At 72.1% G+C, this 16,357-nt stretch carries 12 protein-coding genes; 7 read left to right on the top strand and 5 right to left on the bottom strand.

Annotated features, from left to right (window positions below):
* Positions 1 to 21 precede the first annotated feature (21 nt).
* A complete protein-coding gene (locus ACIPSE_RS40590) occupies positions 22 to 1,089 on the top strand; it encodes an NAD(P)-binding domain-containing protein (RefSeq protein WP_401673463.1) in 1,068 nt (355 codons plus the stop codon).
* A 12-nt stretch (positions 1,090 to 1,101) separates the two neighbouring features.
* Here the strand turns inward: ACIPSE_RS40590 and mltG are convergent, their stop codons facing one another.
* Positions 1,102 to 1,947: an endolytic transglycosylase MltG gene (mltG, locus tag ACIPSE_RS40585; RefSeq protein WP_401673461.1), complete on the bottom strand. Its 846-nt coding sequence runs from the start codon at positions 1,945 to 1,947 to the stop codon at positions 1,102 to 1,104.
* 43 nt (positions 1,948 to 1,990) lie between these two features.
* Positions 1,991 to 3,793 carry an ABC transporter ATP-binding protein gene (locus ACIPSE_RS40580; RefSeq protein ID WP_401673459.1) on the bottom strand — a complete coding sequence of 601 codons (1,803 nt, stop codon included), beginning with the start codon at positions 3,791 to 3,793 and terminating at the stop codon, positions 1,991 to 1,993.
* Positions 3,794 to 3,905: 112 nt separating this feature from the next.
* On the opposite strand from ACIPSE_RS40580, the gene ACIPSE_RS40575 reads away from it, so the two are divergent.
* Positions 3,906 to 4,400 (top strand): MarR family winged helix-turn-helix transcriptional regulator, encoded by a 495-nt coding sequence (locus ACIPSE_RS40575; RefSeq protein ID WP_401673457.1) that lies wholly within the window; start codon positions 3,906 to 3,908, stop codon positions 4,398 to 4,400.
* 105 nt (positions 4,401 to 4,505) lie between these two features.
* Here ACIPSE_RS40575 and ACIPSE_RS40570 read toward each other — a convergent pair whose 3' ends face one another.
* The gene (locus ACIPSE_RS40570) at positions 4,506 to 6,092 is read right to left on the bottom strand and encodes a peptide-N4-asparagine amidase (RefSeq protein ID WP_401673454.1); all 1,587 of its coding nucleotides are present in this window, start codon (positions 6,090 to 6,092) and stop codon (positions 4,506 to 4,508) included.
* 208 nt (positions 6,093 to 6,300) lie between these two features.
* Here ACIPSE_RS40570 and ACIPSE_RS40565 point away from each other — a divergent pair, with 208 nt between their 5' ends.
* The 3 genes from ACIPSE_RS40565 to ACIPSE_RS40555 all read left to right on the top strand — a co-directional run bounded on the left by ACIPSE_RS40565 (position 6,301) and on the right by ACIPSE_RS40555 (position 10,950).
* On the top strand, positions 6,301 to 8,127 hold the full coding sequence (locus ACIPSE_RS40565) for an ABC transporter ATP-binding protein (protein ID WP_401673452.1): 1,827 nt from the start codon (positions 6,301 to 6,303) through the stop codon (positions 8,125 to 8,127).
* The gene (locus tag ACIPSE_RS40560) at positions 8,124 to 9,905 is read left to right on the top strand and encodes an ABC transporter ATP-binding protein (protein WP_401673449.1); all 1,782 of its coding nucleotides are present in this window, start codon (positions 8,124 to 8,126) and stop codon (positions 9,903 to 9,905) included. The genes ACIPSE_RS40565 and ACIPSE_RS40560 overlap by 4 nt, the downstream gene beginning before the upstream one ends.
* A 574-nt stretch (positions 9,906 to 10,479) precedes the next feature.
* Positions 10,480 to 10,950: a DUF5709 domain-containing protein gene (locus ACIPSE_RS40555; protein WP_401673446.1), complete on the top strand. Its 471-nt coding sequence runs from the start codon at positions 10,480 to 10,482 to the stop codon at positions 10,948 to 10,950.
* A 56-nt stretch (positions 10,951 to 11,006) separates the two neighbouring features.
* Here the strand turns inward: ACIPSE_RS40555 and ACIPSE_RS40550 are convergent, their stop codons facing one another.
* Positions 11,007 to 11,801: a metal-dependent hydrolase gene (locus tag ACIPSE_RS40550; RefSeq protein ID WP_401673443.1), complete on the bottom strand. Its 795-nt coding sequence runs from the start codon at positions 11,799 to 11,801 to the stop codon at positions 11,007 to 11,009.
* A gap of 145 nt (positions 11,802 to 11,946) precedes the next feature.
* On the opposite strand from ACIPSE_RS40550, the gene ACIPSE_RS40545 reads away from it, so the two are divergent.
* Positions 11,947 to 14,460 carry a DEAD/DEAH box helicase gene (locus tag ACIPSE_RS40545; protein ID WP_401673441.1) on the top strand — a complete coding sequence of 838 codons (2,514 nt, stop codon included), beginning with the start codon at positions 11,947 to 11,949 and terminating at the stop codon, positions 14,458 to 14,460.
* Between the two features lie 61 nt (positions 14,461 to 14,521).
* Positions 14,522 to 15,391: an acyl-CoA thioesterase gene (locus tag ACIPSE_RS40540; RefSeq protein WP_401673438.1), complete on the top strand. Its 870-nt coding sequence runs from the start codon at positions 14,522 to 14,524 to the stop codon at positions 15,389 to 15,391.
* Positions 15,392 to 15,440: 49 nt separating this feature from the next.
* Here ACIPSE_RS40540 and ACIPSE_RS40535 read toward each other — a convergent pair whose 3' ends face one another.
* The gene (locus tag ACIPSE_RS40535; RefSeq protein WP_401673435.1) at positions 15,441 to 16,355 is read right to left on the bottom strand and encodes a DUF6397 family protein; all 915 of its coding nucleotides are present in this window, start codon (positions 16,353 to 16,355) and stop codon (positions 15,441 to 15,443) included.
* Between the last annotated feature and the right edge of the window lie 2 nt (positions 16,356 to 16,357).

Raw genomic sequence — 16,357 nt, 5'->3', positions numbered from 1 at the left:
CCGCGCACGGTTGGTAGAACCGTGAACAACACTGAGGTCGTCGTCGTGGGCGCCGGTCAGGCCGGACTGTCCAGCGCCTATCACCTGCGCCGCACCGGCTTCGAGCCGGACCGCGACTTCGTCGTCCTGGACCACTCCCCCGGTCCGGGCGGCGCGTGGCAGTTCCGCTGGCCGTCTCTGACGTACGGCAAGGTGCACGGGATGCACTCGCTGCCCGGCATGGAACTGACGGACGCCGACCCCGCACGGCCGTCCTCGGAGGTGATCGCCGGGTACTTCACCGCGTACGAGCGCGCCTTCGACCTGCGGGTACGACGGCCCGTGGACGTGCGCGCGGTGCGGGAGGGCGAGGGCGGACGGCTGCTCGTGGAGACCGACGCCGGCACCTGGGCGGCCCGAGCCCTGATCAACGCGACCGGCACCTGGGACCGGCCGTTCTGGCCGCGGTATCCGGGTCAGGAGACCTTCCGGGGGCGGCAGGTGCACACCGCGCGGTACCCGGGGCCCGAGGCGTTCGCGGGGCTGCGGGTCGTGGTGGTGGGCGGGGGCGCGTCCGGTACCCAGCACCTGATGGAGATCGCCCCGTTCGCCGCGGCCACCACGTGGGTGACCCGGCGGCCCCCGGTCTTCCGCGAGGGTCCGTTCAGCGAGGACGTGGGGCGGGCCGCCGTCGCGCTCGTCGAGGAGCGGGTGCGGCAGGGGCTGCCGCCCAGGAGCGTCGTCTCGGTGACCGGGCTGCCGCTCAACGACCAGGTCCGGCAGGCGCTCGCGGACGGGGTGCTGGACCGGCGGCCGATGTTCGACCGGATCACCCCGGACGGGGTGGAGTGGGAGGACGGCGGGCAGGTCGAGGCCGACGTGATCCTGTGGGCGACCGGCTTCCGCGCCTCCATCGACCACCTGGCCCCGCTGAAGCTGCGCGAGCCGGGCGGCGGTGTCCGGGTGGAGGGCACGCGCGCGGTCGCCGACCCGCGGGTCCATCTCGTCGGCTACGGCCCGTCGGCCAGCACGATCGGCGCCAACCGCGCGGGGCGGGCGGCGGTGCGGGACATCAGGCGGCTGCTGGCCGGGGAGCCGGTCGCCGCCTGACGTCCCGGCGGGTCACTTCTGCGCGGGCTGGGCGCTCTTCTTCTGGACGGCGTTGAACTCGGCCACATTGCGCAGGTGTTCCTCATAGCTGGCCGTGAACCGGGTGTCGCCGGGCTTGACCGTGACGAAGTACAGCCAGTCGCCCGGCGTCGGACTGATGGCGGCGCGCAGCGCCTCCTCGCCCGGGTTGTCGATGGGCGTGGGGGGCAGGCCCATGCGCTGGTACGAGTTGTAGGGGTTGTCGATCCGGGTGTCGGCGTCGGACGTCTTCAGCGTGGAGCGGTTCAGCGCGTAGTTGATGGTCGAGTCCATCTGGAGGGGCATCCCGCGCTCCAGGCGATTGAAGACGACCCGCGCCACCTTTCCCATGTCGGCCTTCGAGGCGGCCTCGGCCTGGACGATGCTGGCGATCGTGACGGCCTGGTAGACGTTCATCGCGTTGCGCTGCGCGCCGGCCGCGATGGGGGCGCCGTTGAACTTCTTGTTCGCCGTGGCGGCCATGAACGACAGGAGCGACTCCGGAGTGGTCTTGTCCTCCAGCGGATAGGTCGCCGGGAAGAGATAGCCCTCCGGGTTGCCCTCGGCGTCGTTCGGCAGCTTCAGATCGGCCTTGGCCAGCGCCTTTCTGGTGGTGCCGGCCGGGCGTTCGAGGGCCTTGTCGACGGCCGTGTAGATCTGGCTCGCGCGCCAGCCCTCGGGGATGACCAGCGAGGCGGGTTTGGCCTCCTCGGCGCTCTTCAGGCTCAGCAGCGGCACCGCCACGGCGGTGCCGGCCACGACGGCCCCGGTCGCGATGAGAACCAGTCGGCCCCGACGGGTCAGTCGGATCGTGCTCCGTGGCGGAGTGTTCTGATACATGCGGGCACGGTAACCCCCAAAACGTCACAAACCCGGCATATTTTCAGCTTGTCGGTTCCAGTTGGGCATCCCGGCGTACGAGGGCGGCGTACCGCCCGTCCTGCGCGAGGAGTTCCCCGTGCGTGCCGCGCTCGGCGACCTGCCCCGCGTCCAGGACCACGATCTGGTCCGCGTCGCGCACGGTGGACAGCCGGTGGGCGATGGTGAGCGTGGTGCGGTCGGCGGACAGGGCGTCGATGGCCTCCTGCACGGCGTACTCGGTGCGGGTGTCCAGAGCGCTGGTCGCCTCGTCGAGGATCAGCACCGGCGGGTCGCGCAGGATCGTGCGCGCGATGGCCAGGCGCTGCTTCTCGCCGCCGGAGAAGCGGTGGCCGCGCTCGCCGACCACGGTGTCGTAGCCGTCGGGCAGGCCCGCGATGTGGTCGTGGATCTGGGCCGCCTTCGCCGCCGCGTGCAGTTCCTCGTCGGTGGCGTCGGGCTTGGCGAAGCGCAGGTTGTCGGCGACGGAGGCATGGAAGAGGTAGGTCTCCTGCGAGACGACGCCGACGGCCCGGGCGAGCGTGTCGAAGTCCAGGTCGCGCACGTCGACGCCGTCGAGGGTGACCCGGCCGCCGGTCACGTCGTACAGCCGCGGCACCAGGTGGCCGAGCGTGGACTTGCCCGCGCCGGTCGGGCCGACGACGGCGAGGCTGCTGCCCGCGGGGACGGTGATGTCGATGCCGTCGAGGGTCGGCGCGCTCTTGTCGTCGTAGCGGAACTCGACGGCCTCGAAGCGGACCTCGCCCTTGACGGTGTCGAGGTGGACCGGGGTGTCGCGCTCGGTGATGTCGACCGGCAGGTCGAGGTACTCGAAGATGCGCTGGAAGAGCGCGAGGGAGGCCTGTATCTGCACGCCCGTGCCGAGCAGGCTCACGGCCGGGCGGAACAAGCCCTGCTGGAGCGAGACGAAGGCGACGATGGTGCCGATCGAGACGTCCGGGCCGCCCATCTGGAGGGCCAGACCGGCGGTCCAGTAGATGACGGCGGGCATCGCGGCCATGACGATCGTGATGACGGCCATCCGCCAGCGACCGGCCATGCTGGAGCGCACTTCGAGGTCGACGAGCTGCTCGGACTCCTCGGAGAAGGAGCGGGTCAGCGAGTCGGAGCGGCCCATGGTGCGGCCGAGCAGGATGCCGCTGACCGAGAGGGACTCGGTGACGGTGGCGGCCATCGCGGCCATCTGCTTCTGGCGCTGGGTGGTGATCTTCTTGCGTTCGTTGCCGACACGGCGGCTGATCCACACGAACACCGGGAGCAGCAGGAGCGAGACGACGGTCAGCCGCCAGTCCAGGGCGATCATCGCGATGATCGTGGCGATGACGCTGGTGGCGTTGGAGACCAGCGAGGTGGCGGTCGAGGTGACGGTGGCCTGCATGCCGCCGATGTCGTTGGCGATGCGCGACTGGACCTCGCCGGTACGGGTGCGCGTGAAGAACGCGAGCGACATCCGCTGGAGACGGTCGTAGACGGCGGTGCGCAGGTCGTGCATGACGCGCTGGCCGACCGTGGTCGAGATCAGGGTCTGCAGGACGCCGAAGACGCTGGTCAGCACGGCGCTCAGGATCATGCCGAGCGCCAGCAGGCTGAGCAGCCCGGTACGGCCCTCGGGGATCGCGACGTCCAGCGTCTCCTTCAGCAGGAACGGCGTGGCGACGGAGACCAGGGAGGCGGCGCCGACGAGGAGGCCGACGACGGCGAGGCGGCGGCGGTAGGGGCGGAAGAGCCGCAGGATACGGCGGACCTGGCGGGGTTGTTCCTTCGGGTCGCCGGGCGGTGCCCAGACGGATTCGTGTTCGGGGCGCATGTGCTCCTCAGGGAGACGGGTCGGCGCGGGAAGGCGCGTCGAAGATGACTTACGGACCTTAGCTCATTGTTACCTATACTCACAATGCACATGGTCCTGATATTGTTCCCGTATGACCGACCCCGCGTCCGCACCCGTCTCCGCGACCGCCTCCGCGTCCGATGCCGACGGCCTGCTCGCCGAGCAGCTGCTGCGGTTCACCCGGCGTGTGCACCGCATCCAGAAGCGGCACATCGAGCAGAGCGGTCTGGGCGTCACCCCGGCCCAGTCGCGTCTGCTGCGCACGCTCGCGCACTACAGCGCGCCCCCGCGCATGGCGGATCTCGCCGAGCGGCTGGAGGTCGTCCCGCGCGCGGTGACGACGCTGGTGGACGGGCTGGAGGCGAACGGCAAGGTGCGCCGGGTGCCGGATCCGACGAACCGGCGGGTGATCCGGATAGAGCTCACCGAGGACGGCCTCAAGTCGCTGGGCGAGCTGCGGGAGGCACGGCGCTCGGCGGCGGCGGAGATCCTCGCGCCGCTCCGGGTGGATCAGCGCGAGGCGTTCGGGACGCTGCTGGACGCGCTGCTGGGCGGGGACGCGGAGAAGCCCAAGAAGCACTGCTGAGCGCGTCCGCGGGACGGGCGGTCCCGACCGCCTTCTCCCGGGAAGGCCGGTCCGCGGCCTGCGGCTCCTGCCCCGCCCCGCCTGACGCAGCGCACACGACTCGCCTCAGCAGCGCGTCAGATCCTCGGTGAGCACCCCCTGAACGGTCGTCAGGGTCCGGTCGTGGCAGCCGCCTCGCCCGTACAGCCGGTAGCGCTCGCTCGACGTGCCGACCGCGTGCCGCTGGTCGCGCGGGACGCCCAGGGTCCAGGTGGCGTCACCGGTGTAGGTGTCGTCCAGCCATCGGGTTCGGCGCCCGTCGACGGCGACCGCGGCCCGGTCCCCCAGCGTCAGCACGGTCCGCAGCCGGTCGTCCGCGCCGATCGTGGTGGTGCCGTCCATCGTGTACGTCCGTGCCGTACGGGTGGTGCGGGCCGGGCCGCGGCCGTCGACGGTGACCGACTCGTCGTCCGTCCAGACCGACGCGAGCGCGTCGAGGTTCTCCCCCTCGGTCCAGCGGTGCGTGGAGGTGTTGGCCAGCGTGCGGCGGACCGTCGTCGTCACCCGGCCGTGCGAGGTGTCGACGTATCCGGAGACGGTGAGCCGGTGGCCGCCCTCGGTGTCCAGCCGATGCTCCGAACCGGGCGTGTAGGTCGAGGAGTTGGCGAGTTCGCCTGCGGAGTGCGCGGTGAGCTTCCCGGTGACCCGCGCGCTCTTCTCGTCCTGCCACACCAGCACGTTGACGGGTGCGCTCCAGCCGCTCTGCCCTTCGGGGACGCCGACCACGTCGACCTCCACCCGGTGCGGGCGGCCGTCGTTGAGGAGTCCCGCGAACGGCGTCAGGTCGTATGCGATCGGCTGGACGTCGAAGGCGCGGGGCCCCGGAACGACGTACCAGAGGAACGGATTCGACCAGCCGCCCGTCCACACGTGCGGGAACGGGGCGGCGATTCCGGCCAGTTGGCCGTCGACCGAGATCTGCACCTCCCGGTAGGGTCCGCCGGTCGCCTTGCAGGAGTACGGGGCCGTGTCGGGGACGGTCAGATACCAGTACTCCTCGCAGCCGCCGCCGGACCCGGTGGCGTACACCTCGGCGACGATGCGTTCGCTGTTGCGCGGGGTGCTGAGCGTCGAGTCGCCCGCCAGGGTCAGGACCCGGTCGGGGGTGTCCCGCGCGGCGGGCGCGCCCGGGTAGAACGTCAGCGTCACCTTCACGTCGATGACCCCGGTGTAGGTGTCGTCGACGACGTTCCCGATGAGCATCTCGACGTCCCGGCCCGCGCGCAGGGTGTCGCTGTAGCGGGTGACGTCCTTCTCGACGGACCACTCGATCCCGTCGGGCGACGGCTCCGGCGTCGAGGTCCGGAAGATCTCCACCCCGCCGACCCTCAGATAGCCGAGCCGGTCGTACTGGCGGCCCTTCACCTCGCCGTCCAGCCGCAGGACGACCTTGCTCCAGCGGTCGCCGCACCCGGCGGGCGGGGTGTAGGTGCCCTGGTAGGGGGTGAAGTCGCGGAACCGCGCCTCGGCGACGGTGACCTCACAGGACCGGCCGGCGGGCCGGGTGACGGGCGGGGCGGCGGTGACGGGGTCGTGCCAGTCGCTGCCGAACTCGGCCGGGACGTCGGCGGAGAGGGCGGGCGCCGCGCCCAGAAGGGTGCTCGCGAGGAGGGTCGCTCCGGCGAGCATGGACATGATGAACCGTCTCTTCATGGCCGGTGTTCTACGGCGAGCGGGGCGCACCCCGCAATGACGCCTCGGGGCGGACGCCCCTTTCGGGCACCGTCATCCGGATCTGTTCGCCCGACCGTAAAACCGTTTGCCTGAGGCCACGCGATGACGCGAACCTTTCACGGTTTGCTACCGCGCTCTCGCGGTCCGTCCACCACCCCTGACACGAGCCACTGGGACGTCATCCGTCATGCAGATCCAAGACCTTCCGTATCCCGACCCGGGCGTCCCCGACGCCCGCTCGGGTCCCCGATTCCTGTGGTGGCTCTTCCGGAATCAGCTCGGCGGACAGGTGAAGTCACTGGCCTGGGGGCTCATGCACTTCGGGTCCGTGTCCGCCCTGCCGTTCTGTGTGGGCCTCGCCGTGCAGGCCGTCGTCGACCGTTCCGGGACCCGGCTCGCCCTCGCGGGCGGGCTGCTGGCACTGGCCGGCGCCGCCATCGCGCTCGGCGACACCTTCCTGCACCGCACCGCCATCACCAACTGGATCACCGCCGCCGCCCGCGTCCAGCAGCTCCTCGCCCGCAAGGCGGCCTCCCTCGGCTCGGCCCTGACCCGCCGGGTCGCGGCCGGCGAGGTCGTGGCCGTGTCCACCGGCGACGTCGAGAAGATCGGCTGGTTCGTCGAGGCCGTCTCCCGGTTCACGGCCGCCGCGGTGACCATCGTGTTCGTCTGCGTGGGCCTGCTCGTCTACCAGCCCGCGCTGGGCGTGGTCGTCGCCGTCGGGCTGCCCGTGCTGGCCGTCGCGGTGCTGCCGCTGCTCCCCCGGGCCACCCGGCGGGCCGACTTCCAGCGCGAGAAGGCGGGCCGCGCCACCGAACTGGCCTCCGACACGGTCGCCGGACTGCGCGTGCTGCGCGGCATCGGCGGCGAGGAGCTCTTCCTGGACCGCTACCGCAGCGCCTCGCAGGAGGTACGGCACGCGGCCGTGCGCAGCGCCCGCATGTGGTCGCTGATCTCCGCGATCCAGGTGCTGCTGCCGGGGCTGCTGCTCATCGCGGTGGTCTGGCACGGCGTGGGCCTGGCCCGCGAGGGCCGGATCACCGTCGGCGAACTGGTCACCGTCTACAGCTCGGTCATGATCCTCACCTATCCGCTGCGGCACTTCGAGGAGATCGCCATGGCGTACTCCTTCTCCCGTCCCTCGGCCCGCCGAGCGGCGGGTGTGCTGGCGCTGGAGCGGGCCACCGACAGCGGCGGCTCGCGCGGCTCCGAGGTACCGGCCGGGGACCTGTACGACCCGGCGACCGGCCTGCTCGCACCCTCCGGCCGGCTCACCGCCGTGGTGTGCGGCGACCCGGACGCGGCGGGCCTGCTGGCCGAACGGCTCGGCGGCCACCCGTCCGAGCCGGCCACCTCGGTGCTGCTCGGCGGGGTCCCGCTGGACGAGCTGCCGCTCGGCACCGCGCGCACCGCCGTCCTCGTCCAGGACAAGGACCCGGTGCTGCTGTCCGGCACGCTCCGCGAGCTGCTCGACGTCCCCGCGTCCGGCGCCGTCGACGCCCACGAGGCGCTGGCCGCCGCGCAGTGCGATGACGTCCTGACCGCCCTGGTCCAGGGCTCGCTGGACGCCGACGACCCGATGGACGCGCGCATCACCGAGCGGGGCCGCTCCCTGTCCGGCGGCCAGCGCCAGCGGCTCGCGCTGGCCCGGTCGCTGGTCACCGACCCGGAGGTGCTCGTCCTGGACGAGCCGACGTCCGCCGTCGACTCGCACACCGAGGCCCGCGTCGCCGAGGGCGTACGGGAGCTGCGCGCCGGCCGTACGACCGTCGTGTTCACGTCCTCGCCGCTGCTCCTGGACCGGGCCGAACGCGTCGTGCTGGTGCACGGGGGCGAGGTCGTGGCCGTCGGCGTGCACCGCGAGCTGGTGCGCACCGAGCCCCGGTACCGCGCGGTCGTGACCCGCGAGACCGACGAGGAGAGCACCCTCGCGGACCTTGAGGAAGCCGCCCGCACGGGCATGGACGACGTCGCCCTCACGGGCGCCCGCAAAGACATCGAGGAGTCGGCATGATCGGCCTGGCGCCACCGGCGTACGACCCGGCGGCCCCGACGACGGCCAACACGCTGCCCGTCGGCGGTCCCGCGACCGTACGCACCTATGTGACCGAACTGTTCCGCCGGCACCGCCGGGCCTTCCTCGTCCTCATGGGCGTCAACACGGTGTCCGTGGTGGCGTCGATGGTGGGGCCGTGGCTCCTCGGCGGCCTGGTGGAACGGGTCTCGGACGGGGCCCGTGAGGTCCATCTGGAACTGACCGCCGGGCTGTTCGTGGCCGCCCTCGTCGTGCAGGCCGTGTTCGTCCGGCAGGTGCGGCTGCGCGGCGCGACCCTGGGTGAGCGGATGCTGGCCGACCTGCGCGAGGACTTCCTCGTCCGGTCGGTCGGGCTGCCGCCCGGGGTGCTGGAGCGGGCGGGCACGGGCGACCTGCTCTCCCGGATCACGACCGACATCGACCGGCTCGCCAACGCCATGCGCGAGGCCGTGCCCCAGCTCACCATCGGCGTGGTGTGGGCGGGCCTGCTGCTCGGCGGGCTCGTCGTCACGGCGCCGCCGCTGGCCGCCGCCGTGCTGGTGGCCCTGCCGGTGCTGGTGACCGGCTGCCGCTGGTACTTCCGGCGCGCCCCCTCGGCCTACCGTTCGGAGGCCGCCGGGTACGCCGCCGTGGCCGCCGCGCTCGCCGAGACCGTGGACGCCGGGCGCACCGTCGAGGCGCAGCGCCTGGGCGCGCGCCGGGTGGAGCTGTCGGAGCTGCGGATCCGGCAGTGGACGGCCTGGGAGCGGTACACGCTGTGGCTGCGCTCGGTGCTGTTCCCGGTCATCAACGCCACCCATGTGCTGATCCTCGGCTCCGTGCTGATGGTCGGCGGTGTGTTCGTCCTCCAGGGCTGGATCGACGTCGGCCAGCTGACGACCGGTGCGCTGATCGCGCAGATGCTCGTCGACCCGGTCGGGCTGATCCTGCGCTGGTACGACGAGCTCCAGGTCGCCCAGGTGTCGCTGGCCCGGCTGGTCGGGGTGCGGGACGTCGAGCCGGACGCCGGTGACGCCGCCGTCTCCCCCGACGGACGCCAGGTGCACGCGGACGACGTGCACTTCGGCTACCTGGAGGGCGTCGACGTCCTGCGCCAGGTGTCCCTTCAGGTCGCTCCGGGCACCCGGCTGGCGCTGGTCGGGCCCTCGGGTGCGGGCAAGTCGACCCTGGGCAGGCTGCTGGCGGGGATCTACTCCCCGCGGGACGGCCGGATCACGCTGGGCGGCGCGGAGCTGTCGCGGATGACCGCCGAGAGCGTCCGCTCCCATGTGGCCCTCGTCAACCAGGAGCACCACGTCTTCGTGGGGTCCCTGCGCGACAACCTGCTGCTCGCCCGCACGGGCGCCGAGGACGCCGAGCTGTGGGCGGCGCTGGGCGCGGTCGACGCGGATGGCTGGGCGCGGGGCCTCGACGAGGGACTGGACACCGAGGTCGGCTCGGGCGGCTTCGCGCTGACCCCGGCCCAGGCCCAGCAGATCGCGCTGGCCCGGCTGGTCCTGGCCGACCCGCACACGCTCGTCCTGGACGAGGCGACCTCGCTGCTCGACCCGCGCGCGGCCCGGCATCTGGAACGGTCGCTGGCCCGCGTCCTGGACGGGCGCACGGTCGTCGCCATCGCCCACCGGCTGCACACCGCGCACGACGCCGATGTCATCGCCGTCGTGGAGAACGGCCGGATCAGCGAGCTGGGCAGCCATGACGAGCTGGTCGCGGCCGAGGGCGCCTACGCGGCGCTGTGGAGGTCGTGGCACGGGTAGGGCGGAGCCCCGGGCCGGGTGCGGCGGGGCGCCGTGGGGGACGGTTCTGGGATCGGTGGGGTCGGTCCCGGGATCGGTGGGGTCGGTCCCGGGGGCGCTCGCGGGGCCGGTCCCTGGGGGGGGTGGACTCCGGGCAGGTTCCCGGGGCGGGCTCCGGGTCGGTCTGGGGGTGGACTCCAGGCAGGCCCCCGGGGCGGGCTCCGGGTCGGTCCCGGGGACGGACTCCGGACAGGCCCTCAGTGGCGGACTCCGGGTCGGTCCCGGGGACGGACTCCGGACAGATCCCCAGGGCGGACTCCGGGCCGGCCCCGGGGGACTCCCGATCGGTCCCGGGGACGGGCTCCGGGCCGGTCCCCGGGGCGGGCTCCGAATCGGTCCCGGGACCGGTGGATTCCCGGGCCGTCCCCGTCGTGCCGTTGCGCGGTCCCGAAAAGGGGTGGAAGGCTGGAGAGCGGCACCGGCTCGGGGAGTGCCCGGGGACGATCGGGTTCCCCGGGCGCAGTCTGTGCTCCGTGCGGCGGCCCGGCATCGGCCGCCGTGTGACCGGGCCCGTGCCCACCACCTGGAGGTACCCGTGAACAGCGCCGACGGATGGGGCGACGACGTCTACCAGCCCGACGGATCCGAGATCCAGGAGGACTCCGGGCTGCTCGACGCCGAGGACACACTGGACAACGACGGTGTCGACGACCCCCTTGACCGGGGCTGGTCCCCTCCGGACCGCCCCTGGGCGGTGGAGCACTCGGGGGTGACGGCGGCCGAGGGCCACCGGGGCGAGACGCTCGACGAGCGGCTCGCCGAGGAGGTGCCCGACATCGCCGTCCCCGACGGCGACGGCATCGGCGACGTCGACGGCACGGACGGCGAGCTGCTCGACAACGAGGTCGGCGACCGGCGCTCGGGCCGGCTCGTCGCGCCCGACGAGGGCGCCCACGAGGACGAGGAGAGCGCCCTGGTCGCGACGGACGTCGGGATCGACGGCGCCGCCGCCTCCGCCGAGGAGGCCGCGATGCACATCGTCGACGAGGATGCCCTGTCCGGCTGAGTCGGCGGAACGGCGGCCGGTGCCCGCCTCGCGGGCCCCGACCCGGCCCCGTCGGCTCAGATGAAGTTGAGCGCCGCCGCGCAGCCGATCCCGCCGAGCACCATGAACACCGGCATCAGCACCTTCAGCTCGACCCAGCTCCCGGCCCGGAAGCGCATCGCCTTGGGCGGCCCGATCGGGTACCAGCGCTTGCGGCCCACCGGGATCGGCCACAGGATCGGGCAGCCCGAGACGGTCAGCGCGTCCCCGATGTCGTGGACGAGCGCCCCCAGGACGACCGGCAGCCCCAGCCACAGGTACTCCTGGCCGGGCTGGGTGAAGAGCCAGTCCGAACCGTTGCCCGGCTGGTCCAGCACCCCGGCGATGATCCATGAGCTGGTCGCGGCGAGCAGCCACACCAGGACGTCGGCGCTGGAGCCACGGGTCGCCCGCCACAGCAGGCCCTCGATGGCCAGCACCATGTGCACGAAGAGGATCCCGAGAACCGCCCAGCGGTCCCCGGTGATCGCCGCGACGGAGACGCCCGCGCCGATCAGGGCGGCCCACAGCCAGGTGTGGGTGAGCGTGCGGTGCCCGCCGGAGCGCCGCGGGTCGCCCGGCTTCCGGGTCGACTTGTAGACGGCGTACGACAGCTTGTCGACGATCTCGCACAGCCACCGTGAGATCGGCCCGAAGGCCCGGGAGATCGTCGCCGCCTTGTGGTCCAGGTCGGGCGCCAGTGCCGCGCCCGCGCAGATCAGGGCTCCGGTGAGCAGCACCGGCCAGGGCATGGTGTGTCCCGCGGCGGCGGCCGCCGCTCCGACGCCCAGCCAGGCGGCGGCGCCCGACAGTGAGTGTGCTGGTCCCATCATGGCCGTTCCCCGCCCCATTCCTCTTATGTCGCTGTTCAGTTGACCCGATGCCCTGACTGCGCGTCGGTGACACAGCGTACTGCTCGTGATCTTCGCACCCGCATCCGATTCCCCCGCAGCGGGGTGGGACAGGCAAGATGGGTGGGTGACCCTCATCGATCAGCTCCCGCCGACCGCAGACCCCGACGCCCTCTACGAAGCCTTCGAGTCGTGGGCCACGGAGCGCGGGCTCACGCTCTACCCCCATCAGGAGGAGGCGCTGATCGAGGTGGTCTCCGGGGCGAACGTGATCGTGTCGACGCCCACCGGCTCCGGCAAGAGCATGATCGCGGCAGCCGCGCACTTCGCCGCGCTCGCCCGTGACGAGGTCACCTTCTACACCGCCCCCATCAAGGCGCTGGTCTCGGAGAAGTTCTTCGAGCTGTGCAAGATCTTCGGCACCGAGAACGTCGGCATGCTGACCGGCGACGCGTCCGTGAACTCCGACGCGCCCGTCATCTGCTGCACGGCCGAGGTCCTCGCGTCGATCGCGCTGCGCGACGGCAAGCAGGCCGACGTCGGCCAGGTCGTGATGGACGAGTTCCACTTCTACGCGGAGGGCGACCGCGGCTGGGCCTGGCAGATCCCGATCCTGGAGCTGCCGCAGGCCCAGTTCATCCTGATGTCGGCCACCCTCGGCGACGTCTCCATGTTCGAGCAGGACCTCACCCGGCGCACCGGCCGCCCCACCTCCGTGGTCCGTTCGGCGACGCGCCCGGTGCCGCTGTCCTACGAGTACCGGCTCACGCCGCTCACCGAGACGTTGACCGAACTCCTGGAGACCCGGCAGGCGCCGGTGTACATCGTGCACTTCACCCAGGCGCAGGCCGTGGAGCGGGCGCAGGCGCTGATGAGCATCAACATGTGCTCGAAGGAGGAGAAGGAGCGGATCGCCGATCTCATCGGCAACTTCCGCTTCACCACCAAGTTCGGCCGGAATCTGTCCCGTTACGTACGGCACGGCATCGGTGTGCACCACGCCGGCATGCTGCCCAAGTACCGCCGCCTGGTGGAGAAGCTGGCGCAGGCGGGCCTGCTGAAGGTCATCTGCGGCACGGACACGCTCGGCGTGGGCGTCAACGTCCCGATCCGCACGGTGCTGTTCACGGCGCTCACCAAGTACGACGGCAGCCGGGTGCGGACCCTGCGCAACCGTGAGTTCCACCAGATCGCCGGGCGGGCCGGGCGCGCGGGGTTCGACACGGCGGGCTTCGTCGTCGCGCAGGCCCCCGAGCACGTCGTCGAGAACGAGAAGGCGCTCGCGAAGGCGGGCGACGATCCGAAGAAACGCCGCAAGGTGGTCCGTAAGAAGGCTCCGGAGGGCTTCGTCGCCTGGACGGAGAGCACCTTCGACAAGCTCATCGCCTCCGACCCGGAGCCGCTGACCTCCCGCTTCCGGGTGACCCACACGATGCTGCTGTCGGTGATCGCCCGCCCCGGCAACGCCTTCGAGGCGATGCGGCACCTCCTGGAGGACAACCACGAGCCGCGCAAGGCGCAGCTGCGGCACATCCGGCGCGCGATCGCCATCTACCGCTCGCTGCTGGACGGCGGCATCGTCGAGAAGCTGGACGAGCCGGACGCCGAGGGCCGGATCGTCCGCCTCACCGTCGATCTCCAGCAGGACTTCGCGCTGAACCAGCCGCTGTCCACGTTCGCGCTCGCCGCGTTCGAGCTCCTCGACCCGGACTCGCCGTCCTACGCCCTGGACATGGTCTCCGTCGTCGAGTCGACGCTGGACGACCCGCGGCAGATCCTCGTCGCCCAGCTGAACAAGGCGAAGGGCGAGGCCGTCGCCGCGATGAAGGCGGACGGCGTCGAGTACGAGGAGCGCATGGAGCGCCTCCAGGACATCAGCTACCCCAAGCCCCTGGAGGAGCTGCTCTTCCACGCGTACGACACGTACCGCAAGAGCCACCCCTGGGTCGGTGACCACCCGCTGTCCCCGAAGTCCGTCATCCGGGACATGTACGAACGGGCCATGTCCTTCACCGAGTTGGTGTCCTTCTACGAGCTGGCCCGCACCGAGGGCATCGTCCTGCGCTACCTCGCGAGCGCCTACAAGACCCTGGACCACAACATCCCGGACGATCTGAAGTCCGAGGACCTCCAGGACCTCATCGAGTGGCTCGGCGAGATGGTCCGCCAGGTCGACTCCAGCCTCCTGGACGAGTGGGAGCAGCTCGCCAACCCGGCGGAGATGACCGCCGAGGAGGCCCAGGAGAAGGCCGACGAGGTCAAGCCGGTCACGACCAACGCCCGCGCCTTCCGGGTCCTCGTCCGCAACGCGATGTTCCGCCGCGTCGAGCTGGCCGCCCTCGACCAGGTCGAGCAGCTGGGCGAACTGGACGCCGACGACGGCTGGGACGCCGACGCGTGGGGCGAGGCGATGGACAAGTACTGGGACGAGTACGAGGATCTCGGCACCGGCCCCGACGCCCGCGGCCCCAAGCTGCTCCTCATCGAGGAGCAGCCGGAGAACCGTCTGTGGCGCGTCCGGCAGATCTTCGACGACCCGAACAAGGACCACGACTGGGGCATCAGCGCGGAGGTCGACCTGACGGCCTCCGACGCGGAGGGCCGCGCGATCGTGCGTGTCACCGACGTCGGCCAGTTGTGAGCGGACGTCGGCCGATCGAGGGCGGACACCCGCCCGTCGTGAGCACAGGAGAGACACACCCATGACGACGAACCCGGCCGAGCGCCTGGTCGACCTGCTCGACCTGGAGCAGATCGAGGTCAACATCTTCCGTGGCCTGAGCCCGAACGAGTCCCTCCAGCGGGTCTTCGGCGGGCAGGTGGCGGGCCAGGCGCTGGTCGCCGCCGCACGGACCACCGAGGGCGACCGGCCCGTGCACTCGCTGCACGCGTACTTCCTGCGCCCGGGCCGGCCGGGGGTGCCGATCGTGTACCAGGTCGAACGGGTACGCGATGGCCGGTCGTTCACCACGCGCCGGGTCACCGCGGTGCAGCAGGGCCGCACGATCTTCAATCTCACCGCCTCCTTCCACAAGCCTGAACAGGGGTCGTTCGAGCACCAGCTCCCGCCGGCCCGTGAGGTGCCGCACCCCGAGTCGCTGCCGACGGTCAGCGAGGAGATCCGCAAGCATCTGGGCGCGCTGCCCGAGCAGTTGGAGCGGATGGCCCGCCGTCAGCCCTTCGACATCCGCTACGTGGACGGGTTGCGCTGGACGCCGGAGGAGGTCCAGGGCGCCGAGCCGCGCAGCGCGGTGTGGATGCGCGCGGTCGGCCCGCTCGGTGACGATCCGGTCGTCCACACCTGCGCGCTGACCTACGCGAGCGACATGACGCTCCTGGACGCCGTGCGCATCCCGGTCGAGCCGCTGTGGGGCCCGCGGAGTTTCGACATCGCGTCGCTGGACCACGCGATGTGGTTCCACCGGCCGTTCCGCGCGGACGAGTGGTTCCTGTACGACCAGGAGTCCCCGATCGCCACGGGCGGCCGGGGCCTGGCACGCGGACGGATCTACGACCTGGAGGGGCGCCTGCTGGTGTCGGTCGTCCAGGAGGGGCTCTTCCGGGCCCTGTAGGTCCCCGCGCGGGCCGGTCCAGGGTCGCCGTGCGGTTCGGCTCCGCGGGTCAGGCGCTTCTGCGGCGGAGCCAGCCGAGCAGGGTTCGGCCCTCCCGGCGCGGCGTCCCCGGCTCTCCCGTCGGCCCTGCGGTGGGCTTCGCGGGCCGCTCCGTCGAGGGGCGGGGCGCCGGCCGGTGCCTGCGGGCGTCGTCCAGGGTGCGGCTCAGCGAGGTCGCCAGGCCGTCGATCTCGTCCGGGTCGTCGGCCGTCATGATCCGTTCGCTCAGGTGCGCCCCGGGGGAACCGGGTGCGCCGTGGGCCGGCGGTTCCGGCCGGAACCGGTGCAGGTACGCCCGCTCGTAGGGGTCTGGGACGAGGTCGCCGATCCGTACCGGGTCGAGGAAGGCGGCCAGGACTCCGGCGCTCTCCCACGGGCCTTCGGCCTGCCGCAGCAGGAAGTCCCGGTGCCCGGCACGCCAGTTCCGCGCCCGCAGGTCCACGCCCGCGTCCAGCAGCTCGCGCAGCGTCTCGGGGATACGGCGGGCGGTCAGCACCTCGGCGTTGCGTTCGTCGGCCGCGGCCCGTTCCAGGTCCTCGGCGAGGTAGAGCCAGACGACGGCCCGGTACCGGTTCAGATAGAAGCGCACCGGCGCGACGAGGCCCAGGCGGGCGAGGCGGGTGAACCTGCCGACGGGCACGTCCATCAGGGCGGCTCCCTCGGTCGTGCCCACGACCCGCACCCGCTCCCGCAGCGTTTCGGGGAAGCCGTCCTGGGAGCGCAGCCGCTCGATCTCGGCCGGGCTGACGCGTCGGCCTCCGCCTCCCTCGTCGGGGACCGTCGCGATATGGCCGAGATGGACGGCCAGGTCGAACTCGCCCCGTTTGATCTCCAGTTCACGGGCCGCGCGGCTCGGCGTGTACGCGAGGCGCCGCGGCTTGGGAACGGAGCTCTGGGCGGTGACGGTGGTGACGGTGCCTGTCATGG

This window comes from Streptomyces sp. NPDC090106 (genome assembly GCF_044747265.1).
In the GTDB taxonomy this organism is placed as follows: Bacteria; Actinomycetota; Actinomycetes; order Streptomycetales; family Streptomycetaceae; genus Streptomyces.
This window is presented reverse-complemented; position numbering and strand designations above follow the sequence as displayed.

Coding starts and splice junctions, on each gene's coding strand:
- mltG (WP_401673461.1), bottom strand. CDS start 1,947: ATGTATCAGAACACTCCGCCACGGAGCACGATCCGACTGACCCGTCGG.
- ACIPSE_RS40580 (WP_401673459.1), bottom strand. CDS start 3,793: ATGCGCCCCGAACACGAATCCGTCTGGGCACCGCCCGGCGACCCGAAG.
- ACIPSE_RS40575 (WP_401673457.1), top strand. CDS start 3,906: ATGACCGACCCCGCGTCCGCACCCGTCTCCGCGACCGCCTCCGCGTCC.
- ACIPSE_RS40570 (WP_401673454.1), bottom strand. CDS start 6,092: ATGAAGAGACGGTTCATCATGTCCATGCTCGCCGGAGCGACCCTCCTC.
- ACIPSE_RS40565 (WP_401673452.1), top strand. CDS start 6,301: ATGCAGATCCAAGACCTTCCGTATCCCGACCCGGGCGTCCCCGACGCC.
- ACIPSE_RS40560 (WP_401673449.1), top strand. CDS start 8,124: ATGATCGGCCTGGCGCCACCGGCGTACGACCCGGCGGCCCCGACGACG.
- ACIPSE_RS40550 (WP_401673443.1), bottom strand. CDS start 11,801: ATGATGGGACCAGCACACTCACTGTCGGGCGCCGCCGCCTGGCTGGGC.
- ACIPSE_RS40540 (WP_401673438.1), top strand. CDS start 14,522: ATGACGACGAACCCGGCCGAGCGCCTGGTCGACCTGCTCGACCTGGAG.
- ACIPSE_RS40535 (WP_401673435.1), bottom strand. CDS start 16,355: ATGACAGGCACCGTCACCACCGTCACCGCCCAGAGCTCCGTTCCCAAG.